The organism is Sphingobacterium sp. CZ-UAM (genome assembly GCF_002000245.1).
GTDB lineage: Bacteria > Bacteroidota > Bacteroidia > Sphingobacteriales > Sphingobacteriaceae > Sphingobacterium.
The window spans coordinates 482,204-502,776 of sequence record NZ_MTCM01000001.1; the positions used below are offsets into that span (position 1 = coordinate 482,204).

15 protein-coding genes and 1 riboswitch are annotated in these 20,573 nt (G+C 40.0%); of the genes, 6 read left to right on the forward strand and 9 right to left on the reverse strand.

Annotated features, from left to right (window positions below):
• The first annotated feature begins 280 nt into the window (after positions 1-280).
• Together BWD42_RS01980 and BWD42_RS01985 are read left to right on the forward strand one after the other, a co-directional pair.
• Positions 281-1,420 carry a hypothetical protein gene (locus tag BWD42_RS01980; RefSeq protein WP_077432797.1) on the forward strand — a complete coding sequence of 380 codons (1,140 nt, stop codon included), beginning with the start codon at positions 281-283 and terminating at the stop codon, positions 1,418-1,420.
• Between the two features lie 67 nt (positions 1,421-1,487).
• Positions 1,488-2,147 carry a vancomycin high temperature exclusion protein gene (locus BWD42_RS01985; RefSeq protein ID WP_139350986.1) on the forward strand — a complete coding sequence of 220 codons (660 nt, stop codon included), beginning with the start codon at positions 1,488-1,490 and terminating at the stop codon, positions 2,145-2,147.
• A 306-nt stretch (positions 2,148-2,453) separates the two neighbouring features.
• Here the strand turns inward: BWD42_RS01985 and BWD42_RS01990 are convergent, their stop codons facing one another.
• The 3 genes from BWD42_RS01990 to BWD42_RS02000 form a co-directional block, all read right to left on the reverse strand.
• Positions 2,454-3,995, reverse strand: a complete 1,542-nt coding sequence (locus tag BWD42_RS01990; protein WP_077432798.1) for a protein adenylyltransferase SelO — start codon at positions 3,993-3,995, stop codon at positions 2,454-2,456.
• A 359-nt stretch (positions 3,996-4,354) separates the two neighbouring features.
• On the reverse strand, positions 4,355-5,983 hold the full coding sequence (locus tag BWD42_RS01995) for a SusD/RagB family nutrient-binding outer membrane lipoprotein (protein WP_077432799.1): 1,629 nt from the start codon (positions 5,981-5,983) through the stop codon (positions 4,355-4,357).
• An 11-nt stretch (positions 5,984-5,994) separates the two neighbouring features.
• Positions 5,995-9,045, reverse strand: coding sequence for a SusC/RagA family TonB-linked outer membrane protein (locus BWD42_RS02000; RefSeq protein WP_077435703.1), 3,051 nt, complete (start codon positions 9,043-9,045; stop codon positions 5,995-5,997).
• Positions 9,046-9,623: 578 nt separating this feature from the next.
• Positions 9,624-9,718, forward strand: a riboswitch (TPP riboswitch).
• Between the two features lie 208 nt (positions 9,719-9,926).
• On the opposite strand from BWD42_RS02000, the gene BWD42_RS02005 reads away from it, so the two are divergent.
• Together BWD42_RS02005 and BWD42_RS02010 are read left to right on the forward strand one after the other, a co-directional pair.
• The gene (locus BWD42_RS02005; RefSeq protein WP_217699983.1) at positions 9,927-10,544 is read left to right on the forward strand and encodes a Crp/Fnr family transcriptional regulator; all 618 of its coding nucleotides are present in this window, start codon (positions 9,927-9,929) and stop codon (positions 10,542-10,544) included.
• A 53-nt stretch (positions 10,545-10,597) separates the two neighbouring features.
• A complete protein-coding gene (locus tag BWD42_RS02010; RefSeq protein WP_077432800.1) occupies positions 10,598-11,278 on the forward strand; it encodes an MBL fold metallo-hydrolase in 681 nt (226 codons plus the stop codon).
• A 68-nt stretch (positions 11,279-11,346) separates the two neighbouring features.
• On the opposite strand, the gene BWD42_RS02015 is transcribed toward BWD42_RS02010, so the two are convergent.
• From BWD42_RS02015 to BWD42_RS02030, 4 genes are all read right to left on the reverse strand, one after another.
• Positions 11,347-12,300, reverse strand: a complete 954-nt coding sequence (locus BWD42_RS02015; RefSeq protein WP_077432801.1) for a hypothetical protein — start codon at positions 12,298-12,300, stop codon at positions 11,347-11,349.
• A gap of 620 nt (positions 12,301-12,920) precedes the next feature.
• The gene (locus BWD42_RS02020; protein ID WP_077432802.1) at positions 12,921-13,553 is read right to left on the reverse strand and encodes a hypothetical protein; all 633 of its coding nucleotides are present in this window, start codon (positions 13,551-13,553) and stop codon (positions 12,921-12,923) included.
• Between the two features lie 280 nt (positions 13,554-13,833).
• Positions 13,834-14,382: a DUF4382 domain-containing protein gene (locus BWD42_RS02025; protein ID WP_175991930.1), complete on the reverse strand. Its 549-nt coding sequence runs from the start codon at positions 14,380-14,382 to the stop codon at positions 13,834-13,836.
• A gap of 377 nt (positions 14,383-14,759) precedes the next feature.
• On the reverse strand, positions 14,760-15,356 hold the full coding sequence (locus BWD42_RS02030; protein WP_077432804.1) for a hypothetical protein: 597 nt from the start codon (positions 15,354-15,356) through the stop codon (positions 14,760-14,762).
• Between the two features lie 470 nt (positions 15,357-15,826).
• Between BWD42_RS02030 and BWD42_RS02035 the strand changes: the two genes are divergently transcribed.
• Positions 15,827-16,609, forward strand: a complete 783-nt coding sequence (locus BWD42_RS02035; RefSeq protein WP_077432805.1) for a hypothetical protein — start codon at positions 15,827-15,829, stop codon at positions 16,607-16,609.
• Positions 16,610-17,040: 431 nt separating this feature from the next.
• Positions 17,041-17,988, forward strand: a complete 948-nt coding sequence (locus BWD42_RS02040) for an alpha/beta fold hydrolase (protein WP_077432806.1) — start codon at positions 17,041-17,043, stop codon at positions 17,986-17,988.
• 761 nt (positions 17,989-18,749) lie between these two features.
• On the opposite strand, the gene BWD42_RS02045 is transcribed toward BWD42_RS02040, so the two are convergent.
• The gene (locus BWD42_RS02045; RefSeq protein ID WP_077432807.1) at positions 18,750-19,514 is read right to left on the reverse strand and encodes a LytR/AlgR family response regulator transcription factor; all 765 of its coding nucleotides are present in this window, start codon (positions 19,512-19,514) and stop codon (positions 18,750-18,752) included.
• Entirely contained in the window at positions 19,495-20,526 is a 1,032-nt protein-coding gene (locus tag BWD42_RS02050) for a sensor histidine kinase (protein ID WP_077432808.1), read from the reverse strand. The genes BWD42_RS02045 and BWD42_RS02050 overlap by 20 nt, the downstream gene beginning before the upstream one ends.
• Positions 20,527-20,573: the final 47 nt, after the last annotated feature.

Here is a 20,573-nt window from a genome sequence, read left to right on the forward strand (position 1 = left end):
CGGAATATACAGCATTAAGATAAAGCAAATGGTTCTATAAATGAAATATTATTTCATTTATAGAATCTATCATTGGCCTATACGTATACTTTGGTGGTTTTTACAATCACAGATAAAGTCCGATTCAGCCCCCCTAAAAAAACGCAAATACCTGCGAATGATAATTTATCCCCAGCGAATTATAATTTGTTCAATTTCCTATAGGTTTTACAGCTAAATTTAAAGATCAAATAAAGTAGACATCGTCAGCCAATACGTTGGCATTTTAGAATAATCATATATGAAGAAAATAATATCACTAGCTGTTTTAACGCTATTTTTTTCTTGCAGAAGTCAGGAAAAAATAGACTTAGCGACTCTCAACTTAAACGAACCAATAGAAAAAGTAAGCAGTTTTGATGACGCATTACGCATAGGTGTAGAAACCGTAGAGTACCCTTTTAGTTTGTTGTTAGAGGTTGAAAAATCGAAGAAATATAGGTTTGACGGAATAGATCTGGAAGGCCAGCGGATTATTTTCCAAATCGATGCCGAGAAACTCAAGACGGACAGTATAACTCGTTTTGGAGGCGGGCATATCGATCTCAAACCCGTCAAAAATATTGATGAGTTAAATGCGGCTTTAAAAAGTTACGATGCCGAAAGTAAAATCTACGGTATTAGAATTGAGCTGAAAACGCCAAAACTACAGACCGATATCTTAAAGAAATTGGAGGCGAAATACGGTAAGGGAACCAAAAATCCAAATACGGACCACGGTTTATACTGGAATGTAAAGGCTCAAAATAAGTTTATTTTTTATGCTCCAGATTACAGCAGATTAATTATCCTGAACAATACTGATCTATCTAAGTCCTGCTATTGGGATGTCATGAATGGTCTAATTGATTTTGGTGGATGCAATAATGAAAAATATATGGCAGACTTGATGAAAAATGCAACCAAGCCAGAAGATGTTAAAGAGAAACCTACGATAAAAATTGATAAAAACTGGAACATAAATGATTTGGTTGTTGGTAAAGCAACTGAGGAAGACTTTGTAAAATCGTCCACAAACAAACGTTTTGAACGAATGACAGAAATTGATGGCATGACTGGAAAAACGAACGAAATCTATTATCAAAATAACTATCATGATTTCTACTTTTATTTTACTGCAAGTAAAGGCAATCCCGATAATCAAAGGGAAAATTTCATCAATGGCTATGCTATCAATGACTTTAGGAAGGTGGATATCTCATTTGAAAATGGCTTAAAACCAGGATTAAAATTTGAAGAGGTATTAAAATTGTTGGAAAAGTTGAAAATAGCCTATAACCCGGTTGATTTTGCCAATTATATTGAAATTAAAACTTCACCGTATAAAGTGACCTTAAATTTTAATGATAGCATGTTGCTTTCTGGGATGTTTGTCAAATAGCTTTGTAAGCAGTTTTGCCAAAGGCGTAAAAAGGACGATTTTTATAAACTGTTTTAAAATCAAAAGCATGAACAAGATTAAAAAGTTTCTTATATCGGGTATCATTCTATGTTTAATAGTCCTAGTTGTTGTTTTGGCAACCGACAGTAATATAACAGCCAAAACGGAGAAGCTGATTTTCACCGAACTTAAAGATGTTCCCAAAGTCAAAGTAGCCATTATTTTTGGCGCTGGTATAAACGGCGATCAGCCAAGTAGGTATTTAAAAGATAGGCTTGATGCTGGAATTTCGTTGTACAAAAACAACAAAGTGGATAAAATATTGCTGTCGGGAGATAACGGAAAGGATGAATACGATGAGCTTACTGTCATGAAGTTATATTGTCAGAAAAATGGCGTTGATACCACAAAGATCTACATCGACTATGCCGGCTTCGATAGCTATTCGACGATGTTTCGTGCAAAACATATCTTTCATGTTGACACAGCAATCTTGGTCTCTCAGAAATACCACTTGAACAGATGTATTTACCTCGGCGATAAATTGGGCATAAAATCATTTGGCTATAGTGCGGATAGGGGAGTATATCCGGGGTATAGATATTATGTATTTCGGGAAAAGCTATCCGTTACTAAAGCCGCTTTGGATGTTATCAGAGGCAGAATACCAAAGTATCTGGGGGAGTCAGTTGATATCAATGGAAAATCAAACTATACGAAAGAATAGCTTATGAAATACCGTCTTTTATTTGTATTGCTCGTGTTTTTCTTTGCAATCATTTAGTGGTAATCAATTTTGATTACGTTATTGTTATAGTGCTAATGACCTATTAAGAGATGCATTATTGACTTTGATGAAAGCAGATGTGTTTTTATCTTTTCGATTTGTAAGAGGTACCGCTTAAATTTTACATTTAACATCCTTTATCCTTATGCGATGAAAGTCCTCCATTGAGCAGCTATACGTCGTTGTTTTAAATAGGATGACGTATGGTTGCCTTATTCGTGCATCAAGCAAAAGGAATATCCGTTGCTATGAGCTACAGGAGAGTGTAGAGCATCCAGCCGTGTCGTTATAGCTGGGCGGGCGCTTTACCGAAAATTCCGGAAATAGCTCCTGATATGGGTTTTCCAAGGCCTGAGTTAGTTTAGTCAACATTTCTGTTTTCCCTTTACCAATTTCTTCGATACACTCGTAAAGCAGATAGTTACGCAGTATAAATTTAGGATTTGTCTTTTTCATTAATTCCAGAGACGCTTCCTTTGAAATCGAATTTGAATGCAGACGGGATTGATAATGTTCAATGAAGTCTTTAAGTTTTATGAGTTTTTCTTCATTTAAGACACTATACGCTACCGGACTGAAATGTTCTTTTAAATCCGTATCCGGATTTATTTTCTCTAATTGATTGAAGAATAAGGTGTGATCCAATTCCAACTCCTGCATTATACCCTGCCACTTGCTGAAAAACTCATCATCCGTTGTTTTGAGCTCATCAAATCCGAATTTTTTGCAAAGCATTTTGTCATGGGCCTCCCAAAAATAGACAGCGAAATTATTTAGCTTGCTTTCAAGAAATTTGTCATCGTTGATTATCGGCTTGAGGGCGTTCGCAAGTTTCCATAGATTCCATTGTGCAATTTGTCCCTGCTTTCCAAATGCATATCGTCTTCCCGGAAGATCAGTTGTATTGGGGGTGAAGTTTAAATTATATTCATCCATCATGGAGTAGGGGCCGTAGTCAATGGTTAAGCCCAAGATGGACATATTATCTGTGTTCATTACGCCATGTACAAAACCTACCCTGTACCATTCTACCATTAAGTCTGCCGTCCGGGTGCACACATTTTCAAAAAAATCCTTGTATTTCTGATGATCGGATGAAACAATTTCAGGGAAGTAATTTTCGATCGTAAAATCAAGCAGATCCTGCAATAGCTTATATTCTCCCTGAGCGGCCATCAATTCAAAATGCCCGAAACGAAGGAAGCTTTCGGCCGTTCTGATGATTACAGCCCCTTTTTCGTATTGCGGATTGCCATTATACATGATATCTCGAATAACATCTTCGCCTGTAAAGGCCAGGCTCAATGCTCTGGTTGTAGGTACGCCCAGATGATACATCGCTTCACTCATCAGGTATTCGCGTACGGACGACCGCAATACAGCTCTTCCGTCTGCACGTCTTGAATAGGGTGTTGCACCGGCTCCTTTCCATTGGATCTCTGTTTTCTTGCCGTTTGTATTGGTAATCTCCCCTGCGAGAATCGCTCTTCCGTCTCCCAGCTGCCCTGCCCAGTTACCAAATTGATGTCCGGCGTAAGCTGTCGCGTAGGTCTGCATGGTATGGGGAAGCTGAGATCCCACCAGAAAATGAAGATCTTTCTCTTCAAATTTTCCGAGCCCTATTTCCTCAGAAAGTGCCTCGTTAAAAGCAATTAATTGTGGCTGTTTAAACCCGGTAGGTTTAATCGTTGCAAATAAAACTTTTGGCGTGTTTCTTTGTGCGGGATTACCGGAAAAATCTCCGGGAAATTTTTTGAGAAAAGGTTGTCCGATCTGTTCGATATTCATAGCTCAAAGATATTAATTATAAAAGAGAAGAGCTTCCAAATTATCGAAATGTCTTACATATTCTAATAAGAGAATCTAATCTATTGATATCGTTAAGCGCTATAGGCGTTTAAGGATGTGCCAGCCACATTCCGCTGTCGACAGACGATCTTGATGAAAGCAGATGTATTTTGCTGTACGGTCAAACTGATAACAAAAGCGATCATGCAGGTTATTCTGGAGATAAGCTGTTGCTTGAACAAATCTGAAATTCTCAGAGGTAGACTCCTTATTCAAGAGCTCAGAATAATCTTGAATTTAACTATAATAGCCGGTTATTAACCGGCTATTATAGTTTAAAAAATGAATAAAAAAGTTTATTAAAACTTCTTGTTCGCTACGTCCCACCACAATCGTGTACCACCGTTATCAGGGCCACCCAATAACTTTACAGCTGCAGTAACCGCTTGGTTATTACTGTCATATTCCCGTTGTGGATAGGGCATACGTCGGATACCCGGAACTGTAGGTATGGCGTTGCCGCTGAAATTGACAACGTTAGGGAACAGAATGGGATATCCTGTACGGCGGTAATCTGCCCAGGCCTCATCACCGTCTGGAAACATGGCAATCCACTTTTGTGTGATGATACGTTCAAGCTTCCTGTCATTCGAATCTCCATCTTCCCAGCGTATAGTCATCGTGCTCAAATAAGGAGAACCAATAGCTACATTATTTTCACCGGCTTTAATCGCTTTTGGATCAACATAAGCTTTGGGCTTGCTCGTGCTGTTACTCCTATAAGCTGCAAGTTCTCCGCCTAGGTCATACATTTCAAAAGAACGTTCTATACCGGTTTCGTAGTTTGTCTTTACTGTACCTGCATTGGCCCAGCCACGTAGCGCAGCTTCCGCTTTCAAAAACCAGCTTTCAGCAGCGACCATTAATTGCATCCGGTTGGGGAAAGCTTTTAGCTTCGAGTAATTTTCATAACGGCTTTTACCATCGATATTGATGCCTGAACGTATACCCTTATACTGTCCGGCTACTGCGGCGTCCGTTGCGGGATTAAACCACTTTGCCAAGCGTGGGTCACCATACCCGCCGAGTATCGACTCTACGGGCGCACTCATGCGGGTATCACCCCAGGCACCCGTGATGGTATTTAAGGGATGATCTGTACTGAGTCCGATAATACAGTTGTCAGCGTTTACCTCCAGCAGCCCACCATTGGCTGGATTGAGCGCTTTTTCACCCTCTGTTTTTGCAATATTGGGTGCTATGGCGACGACACGTAAGGCCAGACGCAGGCGCAGCGTATTTGTATAGCGTAGCCAACGTTTGTAATTGTCTGCGGTATACGCCATATCAGACTTTGCCATCGCTGCCGATAGTGCATTGTTCTGAATGCCTTTTAAAATAGTTGCCGCAGTATCCAGGTCCAAAAAGAAGTTTTTATAGGCATTTTCCTGTGAATCATAATCGATCTGTCCATTTTCATTCAGTACGTTATATTTACTGTAGATAATAGGGCCAACTTTGTCACTGGTGCGATGCATGGCTGATACTTTGAGCAGTTTGGCAAATGCGAAAATATCCTGTAGTCTTTCTTCTTTACGTGTTGCTTGTTCAACGCGAAAAAGCGGGTTCATCGCTTTGATATAGCGATCGACGAAAATGGCCTGATACCAGCCGGGAACAAGGCTATAAGTAACGTTATTCGCATTTCCAACGAAGGGAGTGGGCGGGGTAAGGTACCCCGCATAGGTATCACTGCAGAGGTTATTGGCCAACTGGTATTCACCGACGTTTTCGGGGATGATGTCACGTTGTGCCTGAGCCAGGAATGAGGCAATCAATGCATAGTCGGCATTTGCTTCTTCGTCCGTTACACCTGCCGGATTTGTATTTAAGTCGGTGAAATTTTTGGTACAGCCCGTTAACAAGACAGTAACGAGCAAGAGGCAGATCAATCTGCTATAAGCGAAAAATTTGATTGTATTGTCCATGATCTACGTTGTTAAAAGGATACCTTGAGATTTAAACCATAACTGCGGGTCGTTGGAAGGGCAAAGCTATCGTATCCCTGGCCGCCGACACCGGTTGTTGTATTGAGTTCAGGGTCGTAAGGGGCATCGTTGCGAAAGAAAAATAAGTTTCTTCCGGTCAATGATATGGAGGCCTGTTTAATGCCCTGCCATTTGATAGGGAGTTTATAGCTGAATGCAATCTCACGCATCCGGATATTGGTGGCACTGTATAGTTGGCCTTCGATGATACCGTCACGGTTGCCAATGGCACTATAGTAGGCCTGTGCTGGAAGTAGACCTTGCCAAGGTGTGCCGTCCATTTTAACAGCTGCAATGTCAACTCCACCGCGATCCCTTGCGGCCGCACTTTCTTCACTCACACCAAAGGAATTGAGGTAACCGTCTGTGATACTGATTACTTTTCCGCCGAACCTGCCGTCTATGGTAAAGCTCAGGCCAAAATCTTTGTAATTCACATTATTGGTCCATCCGACGATGGCTTTAGGCGTATTGTTGCCGATATAACCTGCAGGAGCGATCTGTGGCCGGCCATTGTCGTCGACGATAATTGTTCCGTTCGGATCACGCTTAAACATAGGCGCCCAGAAATCGCCAAAGGAACCACCAAGGCGAAGGACATTGAAATTTCCGCCCAATGGGTACGTATTTCCGAGATTGGGAGCTAATTTTAGTATCTTATTGCGGTTGGCAGTAAAATTAAATCCTGTGTTCCAGCTAAACTGCTCTTTTTTGATTGCCGTCACACCCAAAGCTGCTTCGATACCTTTATTTTCAACATCTCCTGCATTCAAAAATACGGTCGTGTTAACTACGCCCACAGGTCCCTGATACTCAAAATATTGATCTTTTGTGTTGGTTCTGTAAAGCGCGATATCCAGATTGATGCGGTCTTTCCAAAAGCGGCCTTCGTACCCTAATTCGATACTTTTGCTAATTTCTGGTTTCAATGGTATACCCATATAAGGGCCTGATACATTTGGGCTCAGAATGCCCGTATTTAAAGTGTTTACAGGTATTGTACTATAAGCGGCAACATCGTTCCCCACCTGTGCAAAAGATAGACGGAGCTTACTGTAGGTAATGGCGCTTGGCAATTTGAATAATTCACTCAGCACTGTTGACACACCTGCCGACCAGTAAAAATAACCTTTGTGTTCTTTGGGGGTATTCGCTAGCGTAGAAGCCCAGTCGTTTCGGGCCGTTAAATCCAGGTAAACCTTTTCGCGGTAGCCCAGGTTGGCCGAGGCAAATAAAGACTGGATCTGCCTACGTGAAATGGTTTCAGTCGCAGACTGCATTGGAGCGTCACGGTAGATATTGCTCAACAGAAACTTATTGGCTAAGGCGAGCCTGGCCAGATCCAAAACAGTTCCATTTGAGCGTAAATCATTGATTGAGGTACCTGCTGTAAAATTTAAATCAAGCTGTTCCGCCCATTGTTTATTACCGGTTAATAATAGATCACCATATAAGGCCGTGCTTTCGCTGCGGTCGATATTATAACGGCCATTGTCGCCCAGTTTGCCGTCGATCGGCAGGCCCGACAATACACCCTGTGTTCCGGCATAGATGCGGCGTTCCCAGTGATCCCAGCGTTTGTTCAGGGTTCCGCGGGCACTTACGGACAGCCAGTCCGTTAGGGTATAGCGGAATTGTGCCTGTCCGATAATATTATCCCTTTTTTGATCTGTAGGAATGCGGTTGAGCACCCAGTACGGATTTTGCTGATGATGCGTTCCGGTGAGTTTAGCGTCAGCATTGATATTCCACCAATCCTGTAAGTAGAAGTTGCGGCTTTCGGAGAAATATTCGAAATTTTTGTACTTCTCAAAATCCTGCCCCCGTGGAAACAGGTATAAGCCCGCTATTGGACTGAAGTACAGCCCTGAGGAAGGGCGATTATGAATATTCTGACGCGAATACATCAAGCTTCCGTCAAACAAGAGCTTATTGTCAAAGAAATTCATCGAATTTCGAAAGGTTGCGCTATGCTGTTTAAAGGTGTTGGTTGGCAGTATCCCCTTGTTGCTGGTGTTGGCATAGGAGAAATAATTCTGTATGCGATTGGTTCCACCGCTCAGCGCCAGGGTATTGATAAAGGTTGTACCAGTATTGTAGAAATCTTTTACAGGATCAGCAAAATTACCTTTTTCACCCCAACTTTCCTCGCTGGAAGGGGTGGTCTGTCCATAGCGGTATTGCAATTTGGGCAGGTAAAATGCTTTGTCAGCCGTGAATCCACTGGAGAGGTCAATTTTCAGATTTCCTTCGGCACCCTTTTTTGTGGTGATCATAATGGCACCATTAGCCCCTTGGCTACCGTACAATGCCGATGCAGACGCACCCTTCAATACGTTGATGGCGGCGATGTCATCCGCATTTAAGGTGCTCAGGATATCCCCACGGTCGGTACCTCCGCCAAAGGCGCCTGAGTTGCCACTACCGTCTGTATTTGTGATTGGGAGACCGTCAATAACATACAAAGGCTGGTTGTTGCGGTTTGATTTAAATCCGCGTAGCACAATGTTTACGGATCCGCCCATACCCGATGAACTGCGATTGATCTGCACACCCGAGACTTTACCGGTCAGGTTGTTCATGGGATTGACATCTTTCACCTTGGTCAGTTCGTCACCTTTTACGACCTGCGTCGAGTAGGTCAGGCTCTTGGCTTTACGCTGAATACCCAGCGCAGTGACCACGACAGTCTCTAGGGCAGACGATTTGCTTGTCATTTTGATGGTGATGTCGCTTTCTTGTGCCGTTACGGTACGTCTTGCATCTTCATAACCCACCAGTGTAACCAGTAGTTTGACTGCGCCCTGCGGTACATTTAATGTAAATTTCCCCTGATCGTCGGTGGAGGTTCCGATGGAGGTAGATTCTAGCCGGATCGTTGCACCTCCCAAGGGGGCATTGGTGGCGAGGTCCACAAGGCTTCCTTTTAGCATGCGTTGTTGACCATGGGCCAGTGGGACGATCACTAGCCATAGAAGTAAAAAAGACAGAATTTTACTCATAATCATGTAATTAAAAATTGGTTAAAAATAATGTTTGACCCAAGTAGATGAAGATCCAAACGCCGACAAGCCGAATCAACTTTAGCATTGTTTATATAAATGTAAAGGAAAAGTTACGAAATAAAAAGACTTTTTTTTAAAATTTTTATAGGAATGTAATTGTCTGATAATTAGTTGTATATGTGGTTTTGAAATAAGTGGTTACTATCGAATGAGCTGGCAAGGGAGTAAGGAGAGCCTATATTTGCGTGAAATTGGCTCCATCCGACGGTACTCTGGGAACAAGGAGTGTGCTTACGTATCTCAGTCGATATACCAAAGCGTCTTTTGTGACGTTACATTCGATTTTTAGCTATAGATTTAAGTAATAGCTTTATCGATATCCTGATGTCATACAATCAGGAAAATTTTCAGGAAAAGCTCCAAGAACTTTTGTGACAACTTCCATTCTGAGAAAAAAGGAATTACATCAGTTCCATTTTAAAGAATAATATAACCTTCACCAATACTAGGTTGAAAAACGTTTAAATTATTTAACATAGCTAAAACTAAAAACCGCTAGCTGTTGTCCTATTATTGGAAGCATTTAGGGGTGGTTTGAAAAAACCTGAGAATATACCCATAGCACCTGATCCAGATAATGCTGGCGAAGGAATAAATGTTTCCTGGGGCTTTGGTTAAGACCAAGGCCCTTTTTTTATCGTTTCATTACCAACGTTTAAGCAAACCTAATGTTTCAATAAATGCATAACGATGGCTTTCCGGTAAGAAGGTCGTTGCGGTATAATTTTTAATGATCGGTGTGGATTTCATTGCCTGTCTATTCCCAAATTAAGAAATATATGTACATTTAAACGTGAAAATAAGGCTAGACAGTCAAAATGAAATTAAAAGAACGGAAAGATAGTCCAATGACTGACACACTCAAAAAATACCTGTCCATGACCGGAGCACTTTCAGAAGAGGAGATCCACTTTTCTGCGGATTTCTTCAAACCTATCAGCTTGAAGAAAGGTGATTTTTTTATTAAAGAGGGTGATACCTGCCGTTATATTGGATTTATTGTCCGAGGTGCTGTAAAGGCATATGCTATTGACAAAGAAGGAATAGAAAATATAACCTGCTTCAAGTTTGAAAATGAATTTGCCACCTCATTTTCGGAATTTGTGGCGCAGGAAAAATCCAGAAGGAGTATCAGGGTGATCGAAGATAGCATCATCTATGGGATAAGCCATCCCGACTATCTGCATCTGCTTGGTCAGGTTACCGCCTGGAACAATATTATAAAATCGGTGATAGCGCGGGAGTATAGCCAAAAGGAGCTTTACCTGCTGAATTACAACAATCGGTCGGCTTTGGATAAATACCGTCATGTTTTGATGAACGAACCGATGCTCATCCGGCGCGTAGCCACACAAGATCTAGCATCGTACCTAGGTATTACGCAACGTTCGCTTACCCGGGCCAAGGGGCAATTGCACCGATCCAAGGAATTATAGGACAAATGTCCTTATGCCGTTCGGATTAGCGATGTAGATTTGCACAAAAAAATATGTTACGTCACATTGCTCCCGAGGTGGTTCAGATTTCACTGATGCCTCGAAACGGTATCAACTGCTATATTATCGAAGGTGTATTGGTCGACTCGGGAATACGGAGTTCGTATGCCACTGTCAAGAAAGCCCTGGAGGAACTACCCGTTTATCAACATATCCTGACGCACGCACATGCAGATCACCAGGGCTGTAGCGATCAACTATGTGATGAATTCGCGATACCCTTGCTCTGCCATCCCAACGAAGTGCTCAGGGCCGAAACGGGTATGGTTACCAAAGCCTATCCAAGACCGCAACATTGGATAGCAAAGCTTCAACAAAAGTATTGGGCAGGTCAGGGACATAAAGTCCAACGGACAATTGTTGAAAACGACATGATCGGAAACTTTCGGGTCATTGAGACACCCGGACATTCGGCAGGTCATATCTCTTTATTCCGAGAGCGGGATGGTGTACTCATCATCGGAGATGCGGCGGTCAATATGAACCTGCTCACGACGGCAGCCGGACTACGGCTGCCGCCAGGTCTATTCACCACGGATCAGCAACGCAATATCCAATCGCTAAAGAAGCTGGCCAAACTGAAACCTGCCATAATCTGTTTCGGCCATGGACCGGTCATGATCAATAAAAGCGGGACGTTTGAGCAATTTGTGGCTAAATGCAGCGAGCTTTAATACCAGTGGAGGAACATTCTTCTTCCAGAACAGCTTTACGCTGGATGACCATACCTTGATGGCTTTTCTCATCTCTTTGCCTGAGTGGCTGTTTTGATTTCATCTAACTTGATTTTGTAGTCGTGATAAAACGGAACGAAACTATTCGTTAACGTTTCATTTAGGAACTCAAGTTCGCCGTCAAAATAGTTAAAGATTTGAGGGATATAATTGGGGTTGTCAACGATAAAGCGATCTGTATTTTTTAAAAATTCATTTTCTAATTCAATTTCAATATTGATATTGACAATATTTTTGAGTTGATAAAGCCCCAAAAGAAATATTGGAACGGATTTATTCAAATTAGCATCTCGGTACCAGCCCGAGGATAGCCATTGGCATCTATTATACAACTGTTCCATTTCCGCAAAGTTAGTTTTGCATAGCTTGTCATCTTCTGTCGTCAATCCGTATAGATATTGTAAGAGAGCCCTATCAAATTTTGATGAAACTTCACCAATAAATTTTGAATATTGTTCGAGGGTCAGCGTTTTTAAATCGGGATTGGTCAAAATTGTTCTGAGTAAGTTCCCGCTCAATAGAAGCGTTGTATCATAAAATACATTCGTATTAAAGCCTAAAGACTTGGGATATTCTATATCCCGCAGTGCAATATCATTATTGATTAGACTTTCGACTACGTTCCAGTCATTAGCTCCGGGAATATACGCCCTTTGGAGAGACCTTAACCGCGAATAAGTAAATACGCCATTTAACAAATGACTATAATCGTTTTGAACGATAGCATGATAAATTGACACATTTAATATCGCCAGTATTGCATCATTGTTAAGGTTCATAAAAAACAATTCTTCGATGGACAGTTTATGATACTGTCTTCCCCAGGCATTAGAATTAAACAAATCTCGATAACCATTCCCTGATGCAATCCGAACTCGATTTAATGATTTTTTTAACGATTGCTGTATCTCATCAAAATTTTGATAGATCGCATTACTAAAATTCTTTTCAATCTTTTTCATTGGTCAAATTATCTATAGATGTTTCGACGTTTCACTCAAATGTTCCATTTCACTTCTTTTATTATCCAGTTCCAATGAAATAGCAACGATACATCATTAGAACTGATCGAAAGTATAGGACCTCAATTAAATATATACGATAATTCTGGGATATTCTGACACGATTTATTATTCGCCCTTGATGGCTTTATATTTGTCTACCCGACAGGGGATGACGTACGGCACCAATACCCGAATTCGCAAGTCTTCATTTTTAACCCAGCTTTAAAGACCAAGGCATCACATTCAATTTATACAGTCGGGCAGAACTATGCAAAACGGTTATACTAGTAATAATGTTTATTTTAAAAGATAAATAAAAGATGTATAGTTGGTTGCGATGAGAGATTCAAATCAAATTGTATATTAACCTACCGCCAAGTAATATGTTTGAATTTTCCATGTAGACTGATTTCTAAATAGCGGCACTGAGCATGCAAAATCTAGGCATTATATTAATTAATCAGGGGTATTATCCAAAAGAGCTTATGAAGAAAATATTATTATTAAATACACTGTTGTTTCCATTGATAGGGGCGGCTCAATTACAGACAGTATTTTAAAGATCGAATGATTTAAAACTAGTTACGTTTTTTGACAGATTCATCTATAAGTTTCAATAGATGATCAACAGTTTTAGCTACTTCTTCTTTCCGCACCACCAATGTCTTTTTTTCTAGACCAGAAGGAAGCGAAATCCTGCCATTAAACTCAGGAAAAAACAAATTAATTTTTTCCTGATCCATTTTATTGAAATTAAAAAAAGTCCATTTTTTTGGTTCGCCTTCTTTTAGTGCTAATAAGTTAGCTGAAGTGATTACCATTTTGTCTTTTTCCGGCGTAGACATTACCAATACCTGGGGAATAAAGCAATAGGCTATGCTATCAATTTTAGAGACATCTATATCAACGTAATTGATCGTGGAATCAATCTTAATTCCGTATTTTATAAGGGAAGAATAAAGTTCCTTGGTCAGTTTTGTTGCTTGGTCTATTCCGCCCATGCTTTCAATTATTCGGGGTGAAGTTTGGCTTAGAATACCTTCAACGTCACCAGATATAGATGCTTTTGTCATGGTCGACAGTGCTTCCCTGAGCTGCGGATCTTTTTGTGCAGAGCTTGTGTTATAAAAGATAGTTAATAGTATAATTAACAAAAATGTTCTTTTTCGTTGGATGTTTTTAAACTTGACGAACCATTTATTGGTTTGCATAATAGAAAGAGATTAATTCCAATGAAATTACAGGTTTTTATTTACAAATCAAATCTCCACATACCGCTTACATACACCTTGTTTCGCTATCGTTCCTCGATGCTGTGGGACATTTCTTTGATACCGTGCACTTTCCACAACACTCAAGAAATATCCCATAAGAGGAGCTGGCATCTACCTGGTCGAAGGCAAGTCACTGTAAATACGGACGTTCTTCTATTGAGATTATATGTTGTGTCAAGATGCCTTTAAAGCTCGATTCCAGGAGTGAATAGCACCGCTAGTCCAGTACCGCAGTTATGCTTGGATTGATCGCAAATTTTGCATTATCCGTCTCTTCGATAAAATCTGATAGATCGATATCAAGCATCAGGGCATGCGTCTCATTCGGCATGAGCAGCTTGTCACCGGGGATATTAATGGCAATATATTGTCCTTGTGGCGTCTCTACCGGATAGGAGGAGCCATTCCTGACTATTTGATTGCCCGTAGCGGATACTTTTAGCATTACTTCCTGTAGGGTGCCGTGGGGGACGTGGCCACCAGCAATGATGCTGTCCTTTTGTACCTCTAGGATGTTTAATCTTTTATTTGCGTTGATTTTGCCCCCACCTGTAGACGTGCGGGTCCATAGCTGTTGGATCTCAAGATAGACTGCATCATACTGATCACTGTCACTTTTTACCTTTACGTTTAGGCGCGCCTGCTCGGGAGCAGGGCTATCGTCCTTATGGCAGCTGCCCAAAAGTATGAGTAGGGCAAGAGTCACCAGATATAGCGGTGCAGACATTCTGCGGGCGATTAACTGTGTATTTTTTATATTGGACATAAAGGTCATAATTGTTTTTTTTAGTTGAACACTAGAGGAGCATCCATCGTTTGCTTTTTTTTTAAAACAGTTTTTTTCTCTACAATTGCAGTCAGAAAAATACAACGAATAATAAATCAAGCCCTACGAATCGTGAATGGCTGACTTTAATACCAAGCTTATCCGTATTTTAGCTGTAGGAAAATCAAGGTCAAGTTAAGGATGTTTAGGCAGCATTAAAACAAGAAGAAATCGAGGCTCGAGCAAATATAAACAATCGTGGCTGGGAATGATCAAGGTTTTTATACCTATTATTTGTATTTGCTAATTAATTTTATTGTTTAATGAAAAGTTAGATGAAAGGTCGGGTTTGAAGAGCTCGACCTTTTTTTGTAATGTTAAATATAATCTTTGCTGACCTTGAAAATTGAATTGCCTTCGCTATCGAAAATTACGGTACCGCATTCCTGACAGCTGTCATCGCTAAGTGATTCGCCCATTTTTAACTGCCACACATTCATACTTCCGCAGCTACAGTAGACTGTATAAAGAACTTCTCCGGTTTGGCTTCCCCAGGGTTTGAAGCGCCAAAACTCATCGCTGGCTTTTTTGATCTGTTTGCTCTTTTCCATGACGCCTATATAATAGCTATCGTTACTTAAATCAAGTTGCACGATTTCTAAACCCTTGTTTTTAAGCTCATGATTTAATGCTTTCAGAAGAGCGGGGATGAAATCTCCGGGCGTCACCGCCTGATCGTTGGCCATCTTATAAGCTGCTGTAAAATCGAATGTAGCTTCTGTTTTAAAAGTAATTGCCCGTTGCTGTAAGAAGCTGCCTATTTCATTTAAATAGGATTCACCCTTCCAGTCAATTTGTAATAAAAATTGACGGTCCAGTAAATAGTTTAGCGTATCCTCATTACTGAATCCTTCAGTGGGGAGGTTCTGCTGTTCGCTAACCGATAAAACGTAAGAAAATGCTGCCGTTTTCATTGTTTAAATATAAAATGATCGCATCCAATTTAACTATTTTTCTGCAGATTCCGTACCGCAGCTATCGAAGCGACAAAGCAGCCAAATTACTTGCTTCAACAGGTTAGAGGGAGAAGTTCAAGGAGAAGCTAAGGTAAAAGCAGAGGTAATCAAAAATCTTTTGTCTTCGAATAAGTTTTCGATTTCGGAAGTTGCCGAACTTGCGAACGTCACTGTAGCGTTTGTAAAGCAGATCGAGGCAGAGATAACTAAAGGAAAATAATCCATATTACAATATTGGACTTTACGGCCGCTTGGATACTGTTCAAGCGGCCTTTCTTTTTAAAGGACGAGGGTATCGTAGTTTTAGACTTTACAACTCATTTGAACAGTCACCAAAAGTTCTTTTGTGAGCTCGTAGCGTTAATTTGCGCGGAAAATGGAAGATTATTAGGATAAATCCGTAATTTCATCGATCAAACAGCTTTAACATGACATTTCTATATCGATATATTCGTTTGACTTTATTGCTAGCGGCATTAATACTTTCCGTTGATGTTTTCGCACAAAAACAATCTAGTGTGGACAGTAATGCTGTCGCGTTCCAGTTCGTTGACCGACTACTTTCTGAAGGTCACTATACCGCTGCGGTGTTGGGGATTCCCAGGCCGAACGCATCGCAGCTTGCAATTGTTGAGAAAATGAAACTTGCCATCAAAGATAATGAAGATTGGTTTCTCCACGTAATGAAAGAATTGGAACCTGGACAACCTATTCCATATCACAAAAATCTGGGTATTAGTGAAGCGGAGTATGCCGCTTTTATGCAGTTTTCCCAATCTGTTAAAATGGACAAACTAGGCGCTATAGCCCTTAAGGTTATCCACAGGGACAGTGCTGTATATTTCGAACCTAAAGATTTCGGCGATTATTTAAAATATCTAGTCATCCATTTAAAAGACCATACGGTTATGGTCGATAGTCTACGCTTGCTCTACAAAGGACAGATCACTATGGATGCCAAAAAGACAACACTGGTTGCAGGGCCTTGGACTGGATACTCCTGGCAACTCGAAGAATATCGCAAAGACGGACAATTAATTGCAGATCAGAATAAAGCAGATCCGACGCAAATGGATATAAAATCTATCAAGCTTGTTATAGGTAAACTCGATCACAGCGATCAATGTTTTGTTTATCTCAAAAGTGATATTGTTAATAAAGGCCATGTGCTTGCAAAACAGGATATCGCCCTTTTATTAACCAAAGAATAGACTAAGCTTAATTGCTCGAAGTTGAAATACTTGGTTAGAACACCTTGCTCCTGAGGTTGCACTTTATGCTAAAAGTAAGTAAACCTTCCGCTTAAATTTTTTATTGCTGTCATTGATCGGGATTATACGCTGTGCCAGCATACCGCTAATGCCCGATCCCAGGAGGAATAATAAATCCTATCTTGGACCTATGTTGTACAATCCTTTTGAAATAGTCACCAAAAGTTCCTTTCGCGAATCCATCGAGTAAGCCTATACCGACTTTTTGCTGCAGCGCTTTGTTTATAAACGTAGTGTGAGGGCTCCAATATTTTTTTAACATCCGGAATGTCCGATCCAGGTGCTAATTGGTCCGGTTTAACTATAATGTCCTTATTTAGCCTGTATGATTGATTTAAGTTTGCTTTATAATCATTCTCAAAAAGATAATAATGAAAACAATTAGAAAATTTACAATCGCAGGCGCATTATGTGTATCCCTTTTTTCCGTAGCAACAATTTCATGTAGTGATGACAACGAGTTTCCGACAGAGCAGGAGTCGTTGCCGGCAAATCATAACAATGCAAAAACTAATTTTATCAGCGTGAAAGGAGTAGAGCTTGCTTATCGCAGCTGGGGTAAGGAAGGAGGAATACCTCTAGTGTTATTGCCAGGAACTGGTGGTTCTATGGACGACTGGGATCCCGCGGTAACCAATGGACTCGCAAAACAATTTAAAATAATCATTTTTGATAACAAGGGAGTAGCCTCATCCAAAGGGACAACTCCTAATTCAGTCCAAGCGATGACTAATGACGCTATTGATTTTATCAAAGCAATGAACCTTGGAACCGTAAATCTCATGGGATTCTCAATGGGAGGATTTGTCGCCCAAAGGATTGTGTTAACAGAGCCGGCGATAGTTAATAAGATTATTTTGGCTGATAGTGGACCTAAAGGAGCAATCGGTCTTGCAAATCTTCCAAATATTGTAGCAGGAACTGCTGGACTTACCGCAGAAGAATCCTACTTAAAATTTGGATTTACTAATTCACAAGCAAGCATTGCGGCAGGAAAAGCGTCGTTTGCCCGTGTACATCAACGTACTGTTGATCGAGATCCGGCACTAAGTGATGCTACTTCAACCGCTCAATTTACAGCAGTACTAGCATGGGCGCAACCTGATGCAAATGCACTTGAGGAAATTAAAACTATTAAAAAACCTGTTCTAATCGTTCATGGTGATAAGGATCTTCCAATTTCTGTTCAAAATGCATATCATATGAAACAAAATTTAGAGAACGCTGTACTAGTTGAGTTTTCAGATTCTGGACATGCGGCTTTTTATCAGAATCATGAAGCATTCTTAACAAAAGCACTCGCATTTTTGGCAGAATAACATACTAAATATCAAAAAGCTTATTGATGCGCCTGGAGTCTATGGAAACATTTATCCGTTTGCAACAACCAAAAATAGAGTGGGCATTGTCGAAGATGAACTATTTAGTCGGGTAGTTTAATGCGGTTTATGCCCTAACACTTAACAATGTAGGACATTTTGGCCCGATGAAAGACGCTGAAGTTCTTATTGAATGAATAAAAGGCACTTTACAAACAATTGGTAAGTAAACTGATTGAGAACAATAGCAGCTTTGACTTTTAGTTCTGGGCAGATCAACTTAGTGTTGATCTGCCCATTTTTATTTTAAATAATATCAGGGAATATAATTTTTAAAGTAGAGAACGCTAAGGTCTAACGGGAAAAAAGGTAAAGTATCTTTTCGAATTACAAGCAAACATCATTTTGTAATGACTTTACTATTTTGAGTTCCTTTAGCTGATCTATTTATAATATCGTGCAGATCTTCAAATGTATACAAGACATTTTAATGCCTCTTGGAAATGATCGGTGAGAAGTTAAAGAGATATCTTTTTTTTTGACAAAGACTTTATCGTTGGATATCTCCACTAAGGAGCCTTTGTTGTCTTTTATCGATTTGGTCCAAACTATATTTTCCTGATGCCAAAGTCGTTTGTTCGCTTGTCAAGAATAATTATATCGGCTGTTAATAGCAGATAAAAAGTATGCAAATGGGAATCCGTATCCGTTCATTGTTGCATAAAATATGACGTTTCTTATCCCATTTACACCTACCTGGTTTAGCGGTTTTCCAACCAATTCAGGAACATGGCGGTTTTATCTTTTCCGATCAAAAGTTTTTCTTCTGTTGGAACGGTCAGTTTTACAAAGAGTTTTCTTCCAAAATAATGCTCAACTTCCTTTACGGCAGAAAAATTGATGAGATACTGTCTGTTGAGTCTAAAAAACTGTTTATCGGAAAGGATGCTTCCCAAATGATCCAAAGATTGGTTAACATCATATTGTTCGCCTTTAAAGGTTACAAGGGAAGGGGAGGTATAGTTGATATAAATATAGGCGATATCATCCGTTTTGACTGTAAGGTATTTGTTGTTTTTAAAAACCAGGAAACTCGTTTTCTTACTTTCTTGATCATTTATCCGACTGATTATATCTACAAGATCATTTGCAGAGGCTTTTTGGAAAATATTTCTAAAATTATGCACTTTCTCAAAAGCATTTTTTAAATCATCTTCCGAAAATGGTTTGAGCAGATAATCAATCCCGTTTTCTTTAATAGCTTCCATGGCATATTCACCGAAAGCTGTGCAAAAAATTACTGGACATACGATTTTCACAGCTTTAAAGATGTCAAAGCTAATACCATCGGACAGCTGGATATCCATAAAGATCAGCTCTGGCGATGGGTTATTGGACAAATAGTCTATAGCGCCCTCGACACTTTGGATCTTTGCGAGAATCCGAGAACCTGGCTGCAAATGTAATATCAGATTCTCAAGTGAACGCGCAGCTTTAATTTCGTCTTCAATTATTAGGATGTTCATATAATATGGGAAGTTTTATAGTGAATTTTTCGTCTGTTGCTGTAACGATAATATTTTTCTGGATAAGGTGGAGGTACCGTTGATTGATATTTTTGAGTCCCATTCCGGTGGAAGGTTCAGGAATTTTCCTTTCCTGCAGATTATTCTCAATGACCAAATAGTCTTCTTCCTGATAGATCGCAATGTAAAGCGGTTTCTCCAACGAAACAATATTATGTTTGATGCAGTTTTCTACTAATAGCTGCAGTGTAAAAGGCGGAATGTAAGTGTCATGACTATCACTTCCAAGATTTTGTGTCACAAAAAGGCCTTCTTCAAAACGGGCTTTCAATAGATATACGTACGATTCCATAATGGCCAGTTCTTCTTTTAACGTTAGGACTTTAAGCTTTAGACTTCCAAGAGTAAATCTGTAGAAATCAGCAAGTTTTATGATAAATTCCGAAGATTGCTCATCATGGCTCTCTACCATATATTTTAGGGTGTTGAGACTATTAAAAAGAAAATGGGGATTTACCTGTTGTTTTAAAAGCTCATATTGTGCTTCAAGATTTGCAGCCATCGAACGTTCTAGTTCCCTTACGTATTGTTGGTTAAGATAAGTCTGGTATAATATATGGATAAACATATAAAATGTTAGGTTGATCAATATACCTCTTACCTCGTACATCAATATTTGGGGGCCGAAATTTAGGTGAGATAAAATGTAGTATTGAATGGAAGAAAGGAAAAACATCAGTATTAAACCCACTCCCAATCCCCTGAACAGCTGACCTGATAGTACTTTTTTACTGCCTGTTTTCTTTGTATAAGCAGGTATCGAATAGATATTATAATACCAGATCAATAATGCAAAACCGGATGTTACAGCGAAATCGGCTATACCTTCGGCCACAACAAAGTGATGGTCTACAATTTTAGGGATTGAGGTTAATATTCCCAATGAAATCGAACTAATCCATATCAGACGACCTGAAATTTCAAAAGGTATTTGCTTTTTGGGTTTAAACATTTTAATGAAGGTTGTTTTCTGTTTGAAGTTATGTTTTTTATGGGGTA

Bases quoted from the DNA above. Each gene is read 5' to 3' on its own strand.
- BWD42_RS02030 (WP_077432804.1), bottom strand. From the start codon at position 15,356: ATGAAAACGGCAGCATTTTCTTACGTTTTATCGGTTAGCGAACAGCAG.
- BWD42_RS02010 (WP_077432800.1), top strand. From the start codon at position 10,598: ATGTTACGTCACATTGCTCCCGAGGTGGTTCAGATTTCACTGATGCCT.
- BWD42_RS02005 (WP_217699983.1), top strand. From the start codon at position 9,927: ATGAAATTAAAAGAACGGAAAGATAGTCCAATGACTGACACACTCAAA.
- BWD42_RS01990 (WP_077432798.1), bottom strand. From the start codon at position 3,995: ATGAATATCGAACAGATCGGACAACCTTTTCTCAAAAAATTTCCCGGA.
- BWD42_RS02045 (WP_077432807.1), bottom strand. From the start codon at position 19,514: ATGAACATCCTAATAATTGAAGACGAAATTAAAGCTGCGCGTTCACTT.
- BWD42_RS02015 (WP_077432801.1), bottom strand. From the start codon at position 12,300: ATGAAAAAGATTGAAAAGAATTTTAGTAATGCGATCTATCAAAATTTT.
- BWD42_RS02020 (WP_077432802.1), bottom strand. From the start codon at position 13,553: ATGCAAACCAATAAATGGTTCGTCAAGTTTAAAAACATCCAACGAAAA.
- BWD42_RS02000 (WP_077435703.1), bottom strand. From the start codon at position 9,045: ATGAGTAAAATTCTGTCTTTTTTACTTCTATGGCTAGTGATCGTCCCA.
- BWD42_RS01985 (WP_139350986.1), top strand. From the start codon at position 1,488: ATGAACAAGATTAAAAAGTTTCTTATATCGGGTATCATTCTATGTTTA.
- BWD42_RS02050 (WP_077432808.1), bottom strand. From the start codon at position 20,526: ATGTTTAAACCCAAAAAGCAAATACCTTTTGAAATTTCAGGTCGTCTG.
- BWD42_RS02035 (WP_077432805.1), top strand. From the start codon at position 15,827: ATGACATTTCTATATCGATATATTCGTTTGACTTTATTGCTAGCGGCA.
- BWD42_RS02025 (WP_175991930.1), bottom strand. From the start codon at position 14,382: ATGTCCAATATAAAAAATACACAGTTAATCGCCCGCAGAATGTCTGCA.
- BWD42_RS01980 (WP_077432797.1), top strand. From the start codon at position 281: ATGAAGAAAATAATATCACTAGCTGTTTTAACGCTATTTTTTTCTTGC.
- BWD42_RS02040 (WP_077432806.1), top strand. From the start codon at position 17,041: ATGAAAACAATTAGAAAATTTACAATCGCAGGCGCATTATGTGTATCC.
- BWD42_RS01995 (WP_077432799.1), bottom strand. From the start codon at position 5,983: ATGGACAATACAATCAAATTTTTCGCTTATAGCAGATTGATCTGCCTC.